The following is a 16,764-nucleotide window of genomic DNA, read 5'->3' as shown; positions in this document are numbered from 1 at the left end:
GTCGCGGCTTATTCGTAGCCGAAGGCCTTCAGCGCGGCCTCGTCGTCGGACCAGCCTTCACGCACGCGCACCCAGGTTTCCAGGAACACCTTGGCCCCGAACAGACGCTCCATCTGCAGGCGGGACTTGGCGCCGATCTCCTTCAGGCGGGCGCCGCCCTTGCCGATCACGATGGCCTTCTGGCCCTCGCGCTCGACCCAGATCACCGCACCGATGCGCAGCAGGTTGCCATCCTCGGTGAAGCGCTCGATCTCGACGGTGGTTGCGTACGGCAGTTCCTCGCCGAGCTGGCGCATCAACTGCTCGCGCACCAGTTCACCGGCCAGGAAACGCTGGCTGCGATCGGTGATCTCGTCCTCGCCGAACATCGGCGGGGCTTCCGGCAGCAGCTTCAGCACGTCGCGCACCAGCGCTTCCAGGCCGTTGCGCTTCTGCGCCGAGATCGGGTGCACGGCGGCGAAATCACGACCTTCGGTCACCTGCTGCAGGAACGGCAGCAGCGCGCCCTTTTCCTTCAGGCGATCGATCTTGTTGACCACCAGCACCACCGGGATGCCGGCGTCGCGCAGCACGTTGAACGCCAGGCTGTCCTCTTCATCCCAGCGACCGGCTTCGATCACCAGCAGGCCGGCATCGACGCCTTCCAGCGAGCCACGCGCGGCGCGGTTCATCACCCGGTTCATCGCCCGCTTCTGCACCTTGTGCAGGCCGGGGGTGTCGACCAGGACCAGCTGGCCTTCCGGATAGGTGGCGATGCCCAGCAGGCGATGGCGCGTGGTCTGCGGACGGTTGGAGACGATGCTGACCTTGGCGCCGACCAGGGCATTGGTCAGGGTCGACTTGCCCACGTTCGGGCGGCCGATGACGGCCACGCTGCCGCAATGATGGGGAGTTTGTTCGCTCACTTGGAATCCAGTTGTTCTAGGACGGCCGCAGCCGCCTGTTGTTCGGCAAGCCGCCGCGAGGCGCCTTCGCCCTCGGTGCTGGCGGCCGGGTCGGCTACGTTGCAGCGTACCCGGAAGTGCTTGGCGTGGTCGTCACCGGATTCTGACACCAGTTCATACTGCGGCAACGCCTTCTGTCGGGCCTGCAGCCATTCCTGCAGGCGGGTCTTGGGGTCCTTCTCGGGCCGGCCGGAGGCCGGCAGTGCCTCGATCGAAGCGCTGAACCAGGGCAGTACCACCGCCCGGCAGGCCTCGAAGCCGGCATCCAGGTAGATCGCAGCCACCACGGCTTCCACCGCGTCGGCCAGGATCGAATCACGACGGTGGCCGCCGGACTTCATTTCGCCCGGACCCAGGATCAGTCGATCGCCCAGTTCCAGGGTGCGCCCGATCACCGCCAGCGCGCCTTCACGCACCAGCTCGGCGCGGGCACGGGTCATCGCGCCTTCGTCAGCCTTGGGCCAGCGCTGGTACAACGCCTCGGCCGCCATCATGTTGACGATGCTGTCGCCCAGGAACTCCAGGCGCTCGTTGTGTGGCGCACCGGCACTGCGATGAGTCAGCGCCTGCTTCAGCAGCGCCGGGTCGCGGAAGGGATGACCGATCAGGTCACCACGTTGGAAAGGTTTATTCGGCACCGCTTCGGGTCAGGTCCTGGGATGAATCGAATTTGCCAACCACGTCCAGGTTGCCGACCAGCGGACGGCGCACTTCGTAGTTGACCTTGAGGGTCCAGCCATTGTCGCGGCGGTCGAACTTCACGTTGGCCGGCTTCACGTTTTCCGAGTAGTTGATGTACAGCCGCTTGAAGAACAGATCCTGGATCCGGGCCGGTTCCATGCTGCCCACACCCGGCTCGTTGGCCAGGCTCTTCATCGCCGAGCGCACCGCGTAATACTCCTGGTACATCGGGAACAGCTTCATGCCGATGTAAAGGAAGAAACCGACCACGATCAGGACCGCCAGGAACGAGGTCAGGGTCATGCCACGCTGCGTGTTCATCGTCTTCATTGCGTTCTCCCCAGATACGCGTTGGATGTGAAAATACTCGGTTGATGCCCGATCAGTTGATGCTCGAGCCGATCCGCGACGGCTCGAAGCCATCCTTGCAGAACCAGCCCTGGCAGTTCAGCCAGATCAGGAAGGCCTTGCCGCGCAGGTTTTCTTCCGGCAGCAGGCCCCAGAAACGGCCATCGTCGCTGTTGTCACGGTTGTCGCCCATGACAAGGTACTTGCCGGCCGGCACGGTCCACTGGCCCTGGCCACGCGGATAGTCGGTCTCCAGCACGGTGTGGGTTCGACCCGGCAGGTGTTCGACCAGCAGGTTGGCACCCTCGCCCTGGCCCTTGTGGCCTGCATAGATGCCCTTGTTGTCGTACTTCAGCGGTTCGCCGTTGAGGATCACGCCGTCGCCTTCGAAGACCACGGTGTCGCCCGGCACGCCGATGACGCGCTTGATGAAGTTCTCACCCTTGGCCGGATCGTTGTCGCTGTGGCCGGGGAAGTGGAACACCACCACGTCGCCGCGCGACGGCTCGCCAAACGGCACGATCTTGGTGTTGCTGATCGGCAGGCGCAGGCCGTAGGAGAACTTGTTGACCAGGATGAAGTCGCCGATCAGCAGGTTCGGCATCATCGAGCTGGACGGGATCTTGTACGGCTCGGCGATGAAACTGCGCACGATCAGCACGATCGCCAGCACCGGGAAGAACGCACGCGAGTAATCCACCAGCACCGGCTCGGAGTCGAGCAGGCCCGCGCGCTGGGCGCGACGCTTGGCGAGGTACAGCTTGTCCGCGAGCAGGATCAGGCCCGAGGCCAGGGTCAGCACGACCAGGAGGATCTCAAACAGTTTCATTCAGGGTCCTTTGCAACGTCACCAGACGACCGGCCCCGCAGGGCCGGTGCGGGCCTTACTTGTTGTCCATCTGCAGGACGGCCAGGAACGCTTCCTGCGGAATCTCCACGCGTCCGACCTGCTTCATGCGCTTCTTGCCTTCCTTCTGCTTTTCCAGAAGCTTCTTCTTGCGCGAAACGTCGCCACCATAGCACTTGGCCAGCACGTTCTTGCGCATGGCCTTGACCGTGGTGCGGGCGATGATCTGCGAGCCGACGGCGGCCTGGATGGCCACGTCGAACATCTGGCGCGGGATCAGGTCCTTCATCTTCTCGCACAGCTCGCGGCCACGTCGGTCAGCGTGGCTGCGGTGCACGATCAACGACAGCGCATCGACCTTGTCACCATTGATCAGCACGTCCACGCGCACGAACGGGCCTGCGTCGAAGCGCACGAAGTGGTAATCGAGCGAGGCATAGCCGCGGCTGACCGACTTCAGCTTGTCGAAGAAGTCCAGCACCACCTCGGCCATCGGCAGCTCGTAGCTGATCTGCACCTGGCTGCCCAGGTAGTTGATGCCGATCTGGCTGCCGCGCTTTTCTTCGCACAGCTTGATGATGTTGCCGATGTACTCCTCGGGGGTGAGCACGTTGGCGCGGATGATCGGTTCGCGGATTTCCTCGACCTGGTTCACCGCCGGCAGCTTGGCCGGGTTGTCCATGTTGATGATCGAGCCATCGGTCTTCAGGACCTCATACACCACCGTCGGCGCGGTGCTGATCAGGTCCAGGTTGTATTCGCGCTCCAGGCGCTCCTGCACGATTTCCATGTGCAGCATGCCCAGGAAGCCGCAGCGGAAGCCGAAGCCCATCGCTTCGGAGCTTTCCGGCTCGAAACGCAGCGCGGCATCGTTCAGGCGCAGCTTGTCCAGCGCTTCGCGCAGGTCCGGGTAGTCTTCGGCATCGACCGGGAACAGGCCGGCGAACACGCGCGGCTGCATTTCCTGGAAGCCCGGCAGCGGCTTCGGCGCCGGGTCGCCGGCCAGGGTGAGGGTGTCGCCGACCGGCGCACCATGCACGTCCTTGATGCTGGCGGTGACCCAGCCCACTTCACCGGCACGCAGCGCCGGCAGCACCTTGCGCTTCGGCGTGAACACGCCGACGTTGTCGACCTGGTGGTTGCGGCCGGTCGACATCACCTGCAGCTTGTCACCGGCCTTGATCTCGCCCTGCATCACGCGCACCAGTGACACCACGCCGAGGTAGTTGTCGAACCACGAGTCGATGATCAGCGCCTGCAGCTTGTCGGTGTCGCGCGGCGCCGGCGGCGGGATGCGGTGCACGATCGCTTCCAGCACGTCCTGCACGTTGAGGCCGGTCTTGGCACTGACCGGCACGGCGTCGGAGGCATCGATGCCGATCACGGCCTCGATCTCGGCCTTGGCGCGCTCGATGTCGGCGGTGGGCAGGTCGATCTTGTTGATCACCGGCACCACTTCCAGGCCCTGCTCCACGGCGGTGTAGCAGTTGGCCACCGACTGGGCTTCCACGCCCTGCGCCGCATCAACCACCAGCAGCGCGCCTTCGCAGGCGGCCAGCGAGCGGCTGACTTCATAGGAGAAGTCGACGTGGCCGGGGGTGTCGATGAAGTTCAGGTGGTAGGTCTGCCCGTCCTTGGCCAGGTACGGCAGTGACACCGACTGCGCCTTGATCGTGATGCCACGCTCGCGCTCGATCGGATTGGAATCGAGCACCTGCGCTTCCATCTCGCGGGCCTGCAGGCCACCGCAGAGCTGGATGATGCGGTCGGCCAGCGTGGACTTGCCGTGGTCGACATGGGCGATGATGGAGAAGTTGCGGATGTTCCGCATCGAATCAGAAGACATAGGTGGCGGCGGCGCGCGGCGTCGTCAGGGTAACGGTCGATTATCGCACGCCCAGCGCCCGGCCGCTAAAACCGGCTGCCGGGCACCGGCCCGGAACGACCGAAACCCCGCCGGGGCGGGGCTTCGGGGGAGGCCCAGGGGCCGCCGGAGCGGCCCCGGCAGGCCCTACTGGCCGGCCTTGACCGCCACGAAGGCGCTGTTGCCGTTGGCCGTGCGGACCAGCAGCATGACCACGTCGTCCTTCTTGAAGCTGGACAGCGCCCGGTTCAGGGCATCCACACTGCCGACCGCGACGCGGCCGACCTGCAGGATCACCATGCCCGGCGACAGGCCGGCATCACGCGCCGCCTGGCCCTTGACCCCGGTGATGCGCACGCCTTCGTTGCCGTTGAGCCCGAACTGCTTGCGCTGAGCCGCGCTCAGGTCGCTCACGTCCAGCCCCAGCAGGGCATTGGCCCCGGTCTGCGGCGCCGCCTCGGCACCGCCGGCCGACGGCCCGCGGGCACTGGCCTGCCCGTCTTCACTCAGGGCGGTCAACGTGGCACTGAGGTCATGCGGCTTGCCGTCGCGGTACACCACCAGGTTCACCTTGCTGCCCGGCGCCATCGCACCGATCAGCGGCGGCAGGTCGGACCAGCTGTTGACCGGGCTGCCGTTGACCGAGCGGATGACGTCGCCCACCTGCACGCCGGCCTTGGCGGCCGCACTGCCGGCCACGATCTGGTTGACCAGGGCGCCACGGCTGTCCGGCAGGCCCAGGCCCTGCGCCTTCAGCGAATCGATCGGCTCCACGACCGCGCCGAGCTGGCCGCGGGTGACCTTGCCGCTCTTCTTGATCTGCTCGACCGCGCTCATCGCCAGGTCGATCGGGATCGCGAAGCTGATGCCCATGTAGCCGCCGGACGCGGAGAAGATCTGCGAGTTGATGCCGACCACTTCGCCGCGGGTGTTCAGAAGAGGGCCACCGGAATTGCCCTGGTTGATCGCCACGTCGGTCTGGATGAACGGCACATAGCGCTGGTCGGGGCCACCCGTACTGCGGCCGACGGCGCTGACCACGCCGGCGGTGACAGAATGGTCGAGGCCGAACGGCGAGCCGATCGCGACAACCCACTGCCCCGGCTTCAGGCTGTTGGAGTCACCCACGCGGACGGTTGGCAGGTTCTTCCCGTCGATCTTCAGCAGGGCGACGTCGTACTGCTGGTCGCTGCCCACCACCTTGGCGGTGAACTCACGGCTGTCGCCCAGCTTGACCTTCACGTCACTGGCGTCGGCCACCACGTGGTAATTGGTCAGCACATAGCCATCGGGCGAGATGATGAAGCCCGAGCCCATGCCACGGCCCTTGATGCTGGGGCCACCGTCTGGCCCACCCGGCCCCTGCCCCGGCATCGGGAAGTCGGGACCAAAGAAGCGGCGGAAGAACTCCGGCATGTCATCGTCGCCCATCGGGCCGCGCGCGGCCTGGCGGTTGTTGCGGACGATGGTGGTGTCGACGTTGACCACGCCCGGGCCGACCTGTTCGACCAGGTTGGTGAAGTCGGGCAGGCCACTGACCAGCGGCTGCGCCGGTGCCCGCGCGGCCGCGGCTGGCGCGGGCTGGGTCTGCGCGACGGGCGCCGGCGCCTGTGCGCAGGCCACCAGGGGAAGGGTCAGGGCCAGCAGGCCAATGGCCTGCGTGCGGAGTCGGGGAGTCATCGGACGGCAACCTCCGGGTCGGGTGGAAAGAGGAATACGGGCCCCGCCGACGGCGGGGCGTGAAGGCGCCCGGCTCAGTCGCGCGGGCGCGGCGGCACCGGCAGCTCATCCTGCAGGCGCGGCTCGAACGGATAGAACGCGGCACTACCGGCGTGGGCCGGGAAGCTGGCATTGAGCGCGCCGCCAGCGGCGGGCGCCAGGCTGGAGCGCGGCCATGGCCGGGCCTGCAGCCCGCTGACCTCGCCGAACGGCAGGTTGCGGTTGGCGTTGGCCGGCACGGTCGGGGTCAACGGTGCCTGCACGGCCGCGATGGCGCGCTGCGAAGTGTCGTCGCGCTGGGCGGCACGCGCGGCCTGCTGGCTGCGCGTAGCGCTGGCACGGCGGGCGTCCTGGCGGCGGCCCGCCGCGGCCATCGCTACGGCCGGCGCAGCAGCCACGGCCACCGCGGCCGTGTCCACCGAAGCCTCGGTGACTGGGGTGGGCGCGGCCGGTGCCAGTTCCGCCTGGCTGGCGATCACCTGCGGCGCCTGCGGTTCACCCGGCGTCGCCTCCTTCAATTTCTCGCCGCCGATGAACAGGGCGACCGCGGCCACAGATGCGGCCAGCGCAGCACCGCCGCCCCAGGCGCGCCAGCCACTGCGACGCACCTGGCGACGCGGCTCGGCCTGCGGCGTCGGCTCTGCCGCAATGGCGGCCGCAACGGCGGCACTGAAGCCGGCCGGTGCCAACGCCGGGGCCTGCCCGCGCATCACGTCGCCCAGCAGCTGCCAGCGCTCCTGGCAGCCGGCCAGTTCGGGGTCGTGTTCCATCCGGCGCAGCAGGAAGCGCGCTTCATCGGCACCCAGCTCGCCATCGACCAGGGCCGACAGCTGCTCGCGATGGCGCTGGTCCAGGCGCTGCCCGGCGGGCGATTGATGGTTCTGCGATTCGTTGAACGGATTACTGGTCATACGCGGCTCTTCTCACGGGTGGCGCTGCCGATGTCCAACAGCGGCCGGAGTTCGGTGTCGATCGCCTCGCGCGCCCGGAAGATCCGGGAACGCACGGTGCCGATCGGGCACCCCATCTTCTGCGCGATATCCTCGTAGCTCAGGCCTTCCACCTCGCGCAGGGTGATCGCCGACCGGAGTTCCTCCGGCAGCGCGTTGACGGCCTTCATGACCGTCTGTTCCAGCTCCTGGCGCATCAACTCGCGCTCGGGCGTGTCGGTGTCCCGCAGGCGGGTACCGCTGTCGAACTGCTCGGCGTCACCGATGTCGATGTCATCGGTCGGCGGACGACGATTGTGTGAAGCCAGGTAGTTTTTGGCGGTATTCACGGCGATTCGATGCAACCAGGTTGAGAACTGGGCATCGCCACGGAAACTCCCGATCGCGCGGTAGGCACGGATGAAAGTGTCCTGGGCGACGTCCTGACATTCGCTCCAGTCGGCGATGTAGCGACCGACCAGGGCCACGACCCGATGCTGGTACTTGCGCACCAGGACATCGAACGCGGCACTCTCGCCGTGCTGCACGCGCCGGACCAGCTCCAGATCCAGCTCCTGAGGTGTATCAACATCGGCCATGAGGGGCCGCACTCCTGTCAGCCCAACCGACGTCGGGCAATGAGACTGCCAATCCCGGGAAAAGTTCAGTCGCCGATCACCTGGCGCCGCACCAGCTTTTAACCACCATTCGGTTAGCGTCCCGATCCACGGCCATGGATCCGGAGGCGCCACTCCCCTGCTATTGGGATTTGACGCGGGGGAAACAACCTCTGGATCATAGCCGCTTCTCCATACACAACCGGATGGAACGTCCATGCTCTCAGGCTTCGATGGTCTCCGCTTCAGCCACTGGCACCCCGAGATCCGCGACGACGGCGTGGTGGTTCTCTCCCTGGATCGCCAGGACAGCAGCGTCAATGCGATGTCGCAGGACGTGCTGCTGGAACTGGGCGACCTGCTTGAGCGCATTGCCCTGGACCCGCCCAAGGGCGTAGTCATCCAGTCGCTGAAGAAGGCCGGCTTCATTGCCGGTGCCGACCTGAAGGAGTTCCAGGAATTCGACCGTCGCGGCACCGTCAACGACGCGATCCGGCGTGGCCAGGCCACCTACCAGAAGCTGGCCGAGCTGCCCTGCCCGACCGTGGCGGCCATCCACGGCCACTGCCTCGGCGGTGGCACCGAGCTTGCCCTGGCCTGCCGCTATCGCGTGGCCTCCAATGACAGCAGCACCCGCATCGGCCTGCCGGAAACCCAGCTGGGCATCTTCCCGGGGTGGGGTGGCAGCGCCCGCCTGCCGCACCTGGTGGGCGCCCCGGCAGCGATGGACATGATGCTGACCGGCCGCACCCTGTCGGCCTCGGCCGCGCGTGGCATCGGCCTGGTCGACAAGGTGGTGGCACCGGCGGTGGTGCTCGACACGGCCGTTGCACTGGCGCTGTCCGGCACCACCCGCCCGTTCAAGCAGCGCGCCACGGCTTGGGCCACCAACACCTGGCTGGCACGCACGCTGCTGGCACCGCAGATGGTCAAGCAGGTCGCCCGCAAGGCGAAGAAGGACCAGTACCCGGCGCCGTACGCACTGATCAGCACCTGGCAGCGCAGTGGCGGCAAGCCGATCCAGGCCCGCCTGGACGCCGAGCGGCGTGCCGTGGTGAAGCTGGCCAGTACTCCGACCGCGCGCAACCTGATCCGTATCTTCTTCCTGACCGAACGCCTGAAGGGCCTCGGTGGCGGTGATTCCGGCATCCGCCACGTGCACGTGGTCGGCGCCGGCGTGATGGGCGGCGACATCGCCGCGTGGGCCGCCTACAAGGGCTTCGAGGTGACCCTGCAGGACCGCGAGCAGCGCTTCATCGACCCGGCCATGGAACGCGCGCAGGCGCTGTTCGCCAAGAAGGTGCGCGACGAGAGCAAGCGCCCGGCCGTGGCCGCGCGCCTGCGTGCCGACCTGGAAGGCAACGGCGTGGCCGAGGCCGACCTGGTGATCGAGGCAATCATCGAGAACCCCGAAGCCAAGCGTGCGCTGTACCAGACGCTTGAGCCGAAGATGAAGCAGGACGCCCTGCTGACCACCAACACCTCGTCGATTCCGCTGGTGGAACTGCGCGACCACATCCAGCGCCCGGCGCAGTTCGCGGGCCTGCACTACTTCAACCCGGTAGCGCAGATGCCGTTGGTGGAGATCATCCATCACGACGGCATGGCGCCGGAGACCGAGCGCCGCCTGGCCGCGTTCTGCAAGGCGCTGGGCAAGTTCCCGGTGCCGGTAGCCGGCAGCCCGGGCTTCCTGGTCAACCGCGTGCTGTTCCCGTACATGCTGGAAGCGGCCACCGCGTATGCCGAGGGCATTCCGGGCCCGGTGATCGACAAGGCCGCGGTGAAGTTCGGCATGCCGATGGGCCCGATCGAACTGATCGACACCGTCGGCCTGGACGTGGCCGCCGGCGTCGGCCGCGAACTGGCGCCGTTCCTGGGCCTGCAGATCCCGGCCGCACTGCAGACGGTGGAACCGGACAAGCGCGGCAAGAAGGATGGCCAGGGCATCTACACCTGGGAGCACGGCAAGCCGAAGAAGCCGGACGTGGCCAGCGACTACCAGGCCCCGGCCGATCTGGAGGACCGCCTGATCCTGCCGCTGTTGAACGAGGCGGTGGCCTGCCTGCACGAGGGCGTGGTGGCCGACGCGGACCTGCTGGATGCCGGCGTGATCTTCGGCACCGGTTTCGCACCGTTCCGCGGCGGTCCGATCCAGCACATCCGTGCGGTCGGTGCCGATGCGATCGTCGAGCGGTTGAAGGCGCTGCAGCAGCGCCATGGCGACCGTTTCGCGCCGCGCCCCGGCTGGGACAACCCCGTCCTGCGCGAACCGGTGGTCTGAGTTCATCGGCCGGGCCTGCGGCCCGGCACCCGCAGAGGCAACCGCCGAAGCCAGAGCCGGAGCAACAGCCGGCTCTGGCTTTTCTGTTAGGCGGGCGGGGCGGTGTGGGCTTGCAGGACACGCCGTAAACCCCGCTCCCCTGCAAGCCCACACCGCCCACCCAGACAGTTTCCCGGTGACGGTTGCTGAACTGCGATGGCTGGTAGGTGTCGACCTTGGTCGACACGCTTGAAACACGCGTGGACGCGAGCGAAGCGACCGGCGTTTGATTTTGATTTTGATTTTCTTTTTTCTCTTCTCCGTGGCTGGACGCACACGGAAACTGTCAGAGGCCGGGCGGGTGGGTGGCGCAGGACCGTTGGCGCCATGGATGGCGCCATCGAGCCCCCATGGATGGGTTTACGGCGTGTCCTGCGCACCCCACCCGCCCGGCCAAGCGCGGCTTTTGCTTTACGCGACCAAGCAACCAGCCACGAGGGGCTGCGTCGTTGGCTGGAACACCCTGTTACCCATACGGGGCATGTGCCCGTCACAGCTGCATGCGATGCTCACCACCTGATCCCTGCCAGCGAGAACGCCCGCATGACCACCATCATCGCCCCGCGCGTGCACGACATCGGCGGCCTCGAAGTCCGTCGCGCCGTCCCCACCCTGCAGGCGCGCAGCATCGGCTCGTTCGTGTTCGTCGACCAGATGGGCCCGGCACTCATGCACCCCGGCACCGCCATCGACGTGCGCCCGCATCCGCATATCGGCCTGGCCACCGTCACCTACCTGTGGTCGGGCGCGATCGGCCACCGCGACACGCTGGGTTCGGATCAGGTGATCCGTCCCGGTGACGTCAACTGGATGACCGCCGGCCGCGGTATCGCCCATTCCGAGCGCACGCCGCAGCCGGACCGCGATCACGACAACCCGATCCACGGCATGCAGACCTGGGTCGCGCTGCCGAAGTCGCATGAAGAGATCGAGCCGGCGTTCTACCACCATGCCGCTGCCACCCTGCCCGAGCAGCGTCGCAACGGCGCGTGGCTGCGGGTGATCGCCGGCCGTGCGTACGGCGAGGAATCGCCGGTGAAGGTGTTCGCCGACACCCTCAACGTGGCAATCGATCTCGACCCCGATGCGGAAATCGATATCGACGACGGCCACCGCGAGCGCGCGTTGTACATCCTCGAGGGCGACGCGCAGCTGGATGGCGTGGATATTCCCGCGCAGCACCTGGTGATCCCCGAAGCCGGTGCACGAGGCCGCCTGCGCGCGAAGACGCCGGTGAAGGCGATGCTGTTCGGTGGCGAGCCGCTGGATGGCCCGCGCCACCTGTGGTGGAACTTCGTGTCGAGCTCGAAGGAGCGCATCGAGCAGGCCAAGCACGACTGGGAAGCCGGCCGCTTCGGCACCATTCCGGGCGACGACAAGGAATTCATCCCACTTCCGCAGTACTGAACATCGCGTGTTGCACACATCTGAAGGTGTATCCCTGCACCCGGCGTTGACGCGACAGTCACCCGCTGATCATTGAAATGTGACATAAATCACACTTTCGACCGTCAAAGGAGTGCAACACATGAGCATGGGTAAACGCTTGTCCGCCGAGTTCCTCGGCACGTTCTGGCTGGTTCTGGGTGGCTGTGGCAGTGCGGTGCTGGCCGCCAAGTTCGGTGGCGACGGCAATCCGCTGGGTATCGGTTTCCTCGGCGTGGCGCTGGCCTTCGGCCTGACCGTGGTGACCGGCGCCTATGCGTTCGGCCATATCTCCGGCGCGCACTTCAACCCGGCAGTCAGCGTCGGGCTGTGGGCCGGTGGTCGTTTCCCGACCAGGGATCTGGTGCCCTACATCATCGCCCAGGTTGCCGGCGGCCTGCTGGCCGGCTTCATCCTGCTGCAGATCGCCTCCGGCGCCACTGGCTTCGCCATCGATGGCAGCCAGGCGGGTGCGTTCGCCAGCAATGGCTATGGCGCGCTGTCGCCCGGCGGCTACAGCGTGGCAGCCGCCTTCCTGTGCGAAGTGGTGCTGACGGCGGTGTTCCTGATCGTGATCATGGGTTCCACCCACGGCAAGGCACCGGCCGGTTTCGCCCCGCTGGCGATCGGCCTGTCGCTGACCCTGATCCACCTGATCAGCATTCCGGTCACCAACACCTCGGTGAACCCGGCCCGCTCCACCGCCGTGGCCTTCTTTGCCGGCAGCGGCGCAGTCAGCCAGCTGTGGCTGTTCTGGGTCGCTCCCCTGCTGGGCGGCGCGATCGGCGGCCTGATCTACAAGTGGATCGGCAGCGACCGCTGATCCTCGCGACTCCCATTGCGGCCGACCGTCGGCCGCAATGGTTACTTCTGCAACCGCGAATTGTGCGATTGCTCACGTTCCGTTAAGGTTGAGTTGACCGTCCGTGCACATGCCGGATGGGGCGGCATCCGGGGATGGGATGCCACGGCCGCCGGCCCTGCTGGCGGAGCCAAACAACTCATCACCTTGGGGGATGCATGAAGTTCGTGCCTGTCATCTTGTCGAGCCTGCTGTTCGCTGCGGCCCAGGCCGCCGCGCAGGCGCCGTCCGAATGTCCTTCGCTGCCAGCCAGCAGTGGCCTGCAGTGGCAGCAGCAGGTGCAGGCCGATTTCCTGGTCTGCCGCGCCAGCACCCCTGATGGCCGCGAAGTACTGAGCCTGATGCTCAGCGCGCGTGACCCCGCCATTCCGCTGAGCCGCTCGCTGCGCCAGGAAAAAGGCAGCTTCGGCGGTGAATCGCTGTACTGGTACCAGCCCGACCTGGGCGGCCAGCAACCGCCGGGTTACGCCGAACGGCGCATCAGCGTGGTCAAGATCGACAAAGGGCGTTACGCGCAGATTGCGCTGTATCCGGACAGCGCGCAGGAGCTGAGCTCACTGCAGCAGCTGGCGCAGGGCATGAGCCTGACCCCGTCGGCCGTGGCCGCCGGGCGCTGAAGGTGACGGGGATGACTGCCTGGCAGCATCCCCGCAATGCACCTCGATCGGCAGGTAGTGCCGGCCGCCGGCCGGCAAACCCTTCGGTCCTGATCAAAAGCAGGTGCCGGCCGGCGGCCGGCACTACCTCAGAACCTGCCTTCCTGGAAATCGACGAAGGCCTGCATCAGTTCCTGCCGCGTGTTCATCACGAACGGGCCGTGCCGCATCACCGGCTCGCGCAACGGACGGCCGGCCACCAGGATCAGCCGCGCGCCTTCGCTGCCAGCCGAAACATGCAGCTGTTCGCCGCCGCCCAGCACCGCCAGCTCCTGGCGCGCAACATCACGGGCGGCGTCCTGTTCACCCACCGTCAGTCCGCCTTCAAATACATAGGCAAAGGCGTTGTGGCCTTCCGGCAGCGTGTAAGTCCAGGCCCGGTCGGGCGCCAACGTGATGTCGAGATACAGCGGCTCGGTAGCCGGCTGCACGATCGGGCCGCGGGTGCCGTCGACCGAGCCGGCGATCACCTTCACTTCCACGCCGGCTGCCGGCTGCACCACGGGAATGCGCTCGGGCGCGAACTCCTGGTACTTCGGCTCGGTCATCTTCTCCTTCGCCGGCAGGTTCACCCACAGCTGGAATCCACGCATCTGCCCGCTTTCCTGCTCGGGCATCTCCGAGTGCACCAGGCCGCGGCCAGCGGTCATCCACTGCACGCTGCCCGGGGTCAACAGGCCTTCGTTGCCATGGTTGTCGCGATGCCGCATGCGTCCGTCGAGCATGTAGGTGACGGTCTCGAAACCGCGGTGCGGGTGTTCCGGGAAGCCGGCGATGTAGTCCTCGGCCCGGTCGGTGCCGAATTCATCGAGCAGCAGGAACGGGTCCAGGTCCGGCAGCGTCGGGCCGCCGATGACGCGGGTCAGGCGCACGCCGGCACCGTCGGAGGTGGGCATGCCACGGATGGTGCGCAGCACGCGGACCGGTTCGGGAAGGCTCATGGCGACTCCTGTGGGATGGATGCCCCTGAAGATGGACGCCACATGGCCGTACGCCAATGGATGGCACCGCAACCAATTGTTCCATCCCTGATGTTGGCTGCACGTCAGCGCCACCGTCGTACGACCAAAGTACTACCGCCGATTCGTCCTGTGCCAATTGACCCTGTCGTGGGCAAGCAGGACTCTTTGACTGTCTTTCCGGGAGAGAGCACCTCATGAAAGGGTTTTCCAAACTGGGCTGGGCGGCACTCGCCCTGCTCGGCGCATTCTGTCTGGGCACCGTCGCCCTGCGCCGCGGCGAGCACATCAACGCACTGTGGATCGTGGTGGCCGCGGTCTCGCTGTACCTGGTCGCCTACCGCTTCTACAGCCTGTTCATCGCCAACAAGGTGATGCAGCTGGATCCGACCCGGGCCACCCCGGCGGTGATCAACAACGATGGCCTAGACTACGTGCCGACCAACAAGCACGTACTGTTCGGCCACCACTTCGCCGCCATTGCCGGCGCCGGCCCGCTGGTCGGCCCGGTGCTGGCCGCGCAGATGGGCTACCTGCCCGGCCTGCTGTGGCTGGTGGTGGGCGTGGTGCTGGCCGGCGCAGTGCAGGACTTCATGGTGCTGTTCCTGTCCAGCCGTCGCAACGGCCGCTCGCTGGGTGACCTGGTGCGCGAGGAGATGGGCCAGGTACCCGGCACCATCGCCCTGTTCGGTGCGTTCCTGATCATGATCATCATCCTGGCGGTGCTGGCGATGGTGGTGGTCAAGGCGCTGGCCGAAAGCCCGTGGGGCATGTTCACGGTGATCGCGACGATGCCCATCGCGATCCTGATGGGCGTGTACATGCGCTACATCCGCCCCGGCAGGATCGGCGAGATTTCGGTGGTTGGCCTGATCCTGCTGCTGGCCGCGATCTGGTACGGCGGCAAGGTCGCCGCCGACCCGGTGTGGGGGCCGGCGTTCACCTTCACCGGCACCCAGATCACCTGGATGCTGATCGGCTACGGCTTCGTCGCCTCGGTGCTGCCGGTGTGGCTGCTGCTGGCCCCGCGCGACTACCTGTCGACCTTCCTCAAGATCGGCACCATCATCGCGCTGGCCATCGGCATCCTGGTGGTGATGCCGGAACTGAAGATGCCGGCGCTGACCCAGTTCGCCGCCAGCGGTGATGGCCCGGTGTGGAAGGGCGGCATGTTCCCCTTCCTGTTCATCACCATCGCCTGCGGTGCGGTCTCCGGTTTCCATGCACTGATCTCCTCCGGCACCACGCCGAAGCTGCTGGCCAATGAAGCGCACATGCGCTACATCGGCTACGGCGGCATGCTGATGGAATCGTTCGTGGCGGTGATGGCGCTGGTGGCGGCCTCGATCATCGATCCGGGCATCTACTTCGCGATGAACAGCCCGGCCGCCGTGATCGGTGCCGATGCAGCCTCGGCGGCGCACTACATCACCAACACCTGGGGCTTCACCATTACCCCCGAGCAGTTGACCGCGACCGCAGCCGCCATCGGTGAACCGACCATCCTGCACCGCGCCGGTGGTGCACCGACGCTGGCGGTAGGCATCGCGCAGATCCTGCACGAAGCGATCCCCAGTGGCAGCGACGCGATGATGGCGTTCTGGTACCACTTCGCGATCCTGTTCGAAGCCTTGTTCATCCTGACCGCGGTGGACGCCGGTACCCGCGCCGGGCGCTTCATGCTGCAGGACCTGCTGGGCAACTTCGTGCCGGCCCTGAAGAAGACCGAGTCGTGGACCGCCAACATCATCGGTACCGCCGGCTGCGTGGCGCTGTGGGGCTACCTGCTCTACACCGGCGTGGTCGATCCGTTCGGCGGCATCCAGACGCTGTGGCCGCTGTTCGGCATCTCCAACCAGATGCTGGCTGGCATCGCGCTGATGCTGGGCACGGTGGTGCTGTTCAAGATGAAGCGTGACCGCTATGCGTGGGTCACTGCGGTACCGGCGGTGTGGCTGCTGATCTGCACCACCTACGCCGGCTTCATCAAGATCTTCGACAGCAACCCGGCGCAGGGTTTCCTGGCGCAGGCACACAAGTTCCAGGCCGCGCTCGCCAGCGATACGATCACTGCACCGGCCAAGTCGGTGGCGCAGATGAAGCAGATCGTGGTCAACGCCTACGTCAACACCGGCCTGACCGCGCTGTTCCTGCTGGTGGTCGGCGCGGTGCTGGTGTATTCGATCAAGACCATCCTGGCGGCACGCCGCAACCCGCAGCGCAGCGACCGCGAGACCCCGTACGTGGCGCTGAAGCCGCATGAAATGGTGGATCTGTGATGAGCACGCAACTGGTTCCCGCCGGCCAGTACCAGGCGCACCGCCGCATCTGGCGGCGCCTGGTGCAGACCGCACGACTGTGCTGTGGCATTCCTGATTACGACAATTACGTCCGGCACATGCTGGATAAGCACCCGGACCAGGAGCCGATGGACTACAAGACGTTCTTCCGCGAGCGCCAGGAAGCGCGTTACGGCGGGCGCAACGGCGGGCGCTGCTGCTGAGGGCCAGGCCTGCCTTTCAGCAGGCAAAAGAAAGCCGAGCGCGGGCTCGGCTCTACACGGGCAGAGCGGGTTCGCGGCGCACGCCGCGAA

General features: G+C 66.6%; 15 protein-coding genes. 6 read left to right on the top strand and 9 right to left on the bottom strand.

Going from position 1 to position 16,764, the window contains the following annotated elements; genetic code table 11:
* Positions 1–8: 8 nt before the first annotated feature.
* From era to rpoE, 8 genes are all read right to left on the bottom strand, one after another.
* The gene (era, locus tag ACUVWL_RS02060) at positions 9–905 is read right to left on the bottom strand and encodes a GTPase Era (protein WP_005410599.1); all 897 of its coding nucleotides are present in this window, start codon (positions 903–905) and stop codon (positions 9–11) included.
* Positions 902–1,582, bottom strand: a complete 681-nt coding sequence (rnc, locus tag ACUVWL_RS02055; RefSeq protein ID WP_046431951.1) for a ribonuclease III — start codon at positions 1,580–1,582, stop codon at positions 902–904. Before rnc ends, era begins: the two co-directional genes overlap by 4 nt.
* On the bottom strand, positions 1,572–1,955 hold the full coding sequence (locus ACUVWL_RS02050) for a DUF4845 domain-containing protein (protein ID WP_014647998.1): 384 nt from the start codon (positions 1,953–1,955) through the stop codon (positions 1,572–1,574). Before ACUVWL_RS02050 ends, rnc begins: the two co-directional genes overlap by 11 nt.
* A gap of 52 nt (positions 1,956–2,007) precedes the next feature.
* A complete protein-coding gene (lepB, locus tag ACUVWL_RS02045; RefSeq protein WP_014038087.1) occupies positions 2,008–2,802 on the bottom strand; it encodes a signal peptidase I in 795 nt (264 codons plus the stop codon).
* 55 nt (positions 2,803–2,857) lie between these two features.
* Entirely contained in the window at positions 2,858–4,651 is a 1,794-nt protein-coding gene (lepA, locus tag ACUVWL_RS02040; protein WP_032958997.1) for a translation elongation factor 4, read from the bottom strand.
* A 180-nt stretch (positions 4,652–4,831) separates the two neighbouring features.
* Positions 4,832–6,364: a DegQ family serine endoprotease gene (locus ACUVWL_RS02035; RefSeq protein ID WP_014648000.1), complete on the bottom strand. Its 1,533-nt coding sequence runs from the start codon at positions 6,362–6,364 to the stop codon at positions 4,832–4,834.
* A gap of 74 nt (positions 6,365–6,438) precedes the next feature.
* Positions 6,439–7,314: a sigma-E factor negative regulatory protein gene (locus ACUVWL_RS02030; protein ID WP_014648001.1), complete on the bottom strand. Its 876-nt coding sequence runs from the start codon at positions 7,312–7,314 to the stop codon at positions 6,439–6,441.
* Positions 7,311–7,931, bottom strand: coding sequence for an RNA polymerase sigma factor RpoE (rpoE, locus tag ACUVWL_RS02025; RefSeq protein WP_014038091.1), 621 nt, complete (start codon positions 7,929–7,931; stop codon positions 7,311–7,313). The genes ACUVWL_RS02030 and rpoE overlap by 4 nt, the downstream gene beginning before the upstream one ends.
* A 235-nt stretch (positions 7,932–8,166) precedes the next feature.
* Here rpoE and ACUVWL_RS02020 point away from each other — a divergent pair, with 235 nt between their 5' ends.
* From ACUVWL_RS02020 to ACUVWL_RS02005, 4 genes are all read left to right on the top strand, one after another.
* Complete coding sequence (locus ACUVWL_RS02020; protein WP_227864523.1) at positions 8,167–10,230, top strand: 3-hydroxyacyl-CoA dehydrogenase NAD-binding domain-containing protein; 2,064 nt, start codon at positions 8,167–8,169, stop codon at positions 10,228–10,230.
* A 582-nt stretch (positions 10,231–10,812) separates the two neighbouring features.
* Positions 10,813–11,676 (top strand): pirin family protein, encoded by an 864-nt coding sequence (locus tag ACUVWL_RS02015; RefSeq protein WP_005410608.1) that lies wholly within the window; start codon positions 10,813–10,815, stop codon positions 11,674–11,676.
* A gap of 121 nt (positions 11,677–11,797) precedes the next feature.
* Positions 11,798–12,517 carry an aquaporin Z gene (aqpZ, locus tag ACUVWL_RS02010; protein ID WP_049441926.1) on the top strand — a complete coding sequence of 240 codons (720 nt, stop codon included), beginning with the start codon at positions 11,798–11,800 and terminating at the stop codon, positions 12,515–12,517.
* A 197-nt stretch (positions 12,518–12,714) separates the two neighbouring features.
* Positions 12,715–13,173, top strand: a complete 459-nt coding sequence (locus ACUVWL_RS02005; protein ID WP_014648004.1) for a hypothetical protein — start codon at positions 12,715–12,717, stop codon at positions 13,171–13,173.
* A gap of 128 nt (positions 13,174–13,301) precedes the next feature.
* On the opposite strand, the gene ACUVWL_RS02000 is transcribed toward ACUVWL_RS02005, so the two are convergent.
* On the bottom strand, positions 13,302–14,153 hold the full coding sequence (locus ACUVWL_RS02000) for a pirin family protein (RefSeq protein ID WP_014648005.1): 852 nt from the start codon (positions 14,151–14,153) through the stop codon (positions 13,302–13,304).
* Positions 14,154–14,368: 215 nt separating this feature from the next.
* On the opposite strand from ACUVWL_RS02000, the gene ACUVWL_RS01995 reads away from it, so the two are divergent.
* Positions 14,369–16,450 carry a carbon starvation CstA family protein gene (locus tag ACUVWL_RS01995; RefSeq protein WP_014648006.1) on the top strand — a complete coding sequence of 694 codons (2,082 nt, stop codon included), beginning with the start codon at positions 14,369–14,371 and terminating at the stop codon, positions 16,448–16,450.
* Positions 16,450–16,674: a YbdD/YjiX family protein gene (locus ACUVWL_RS01990; RefSeq protein ID WP_032958992.1), complete on the top strand. Its 225-nt coding sequence runs from the start codon at positions 16,450–16,452 to the stop codon at positions 16,672–16,674. The genes ACUVWL_RS01995 and ACUVWL_RS01990 overlap by 1 nt, the downstream gene beginning before the upstream one ends.
* Positions 16,675–16,764: the final 90 nt, after the last annotated feature.

The sequence above is a fragment of the Stenotrophomonas muris genome (assembly GCF_052751275.1).
This window is presented reverse-complemented; position numbering and strand designations above follow the sequence as displayed.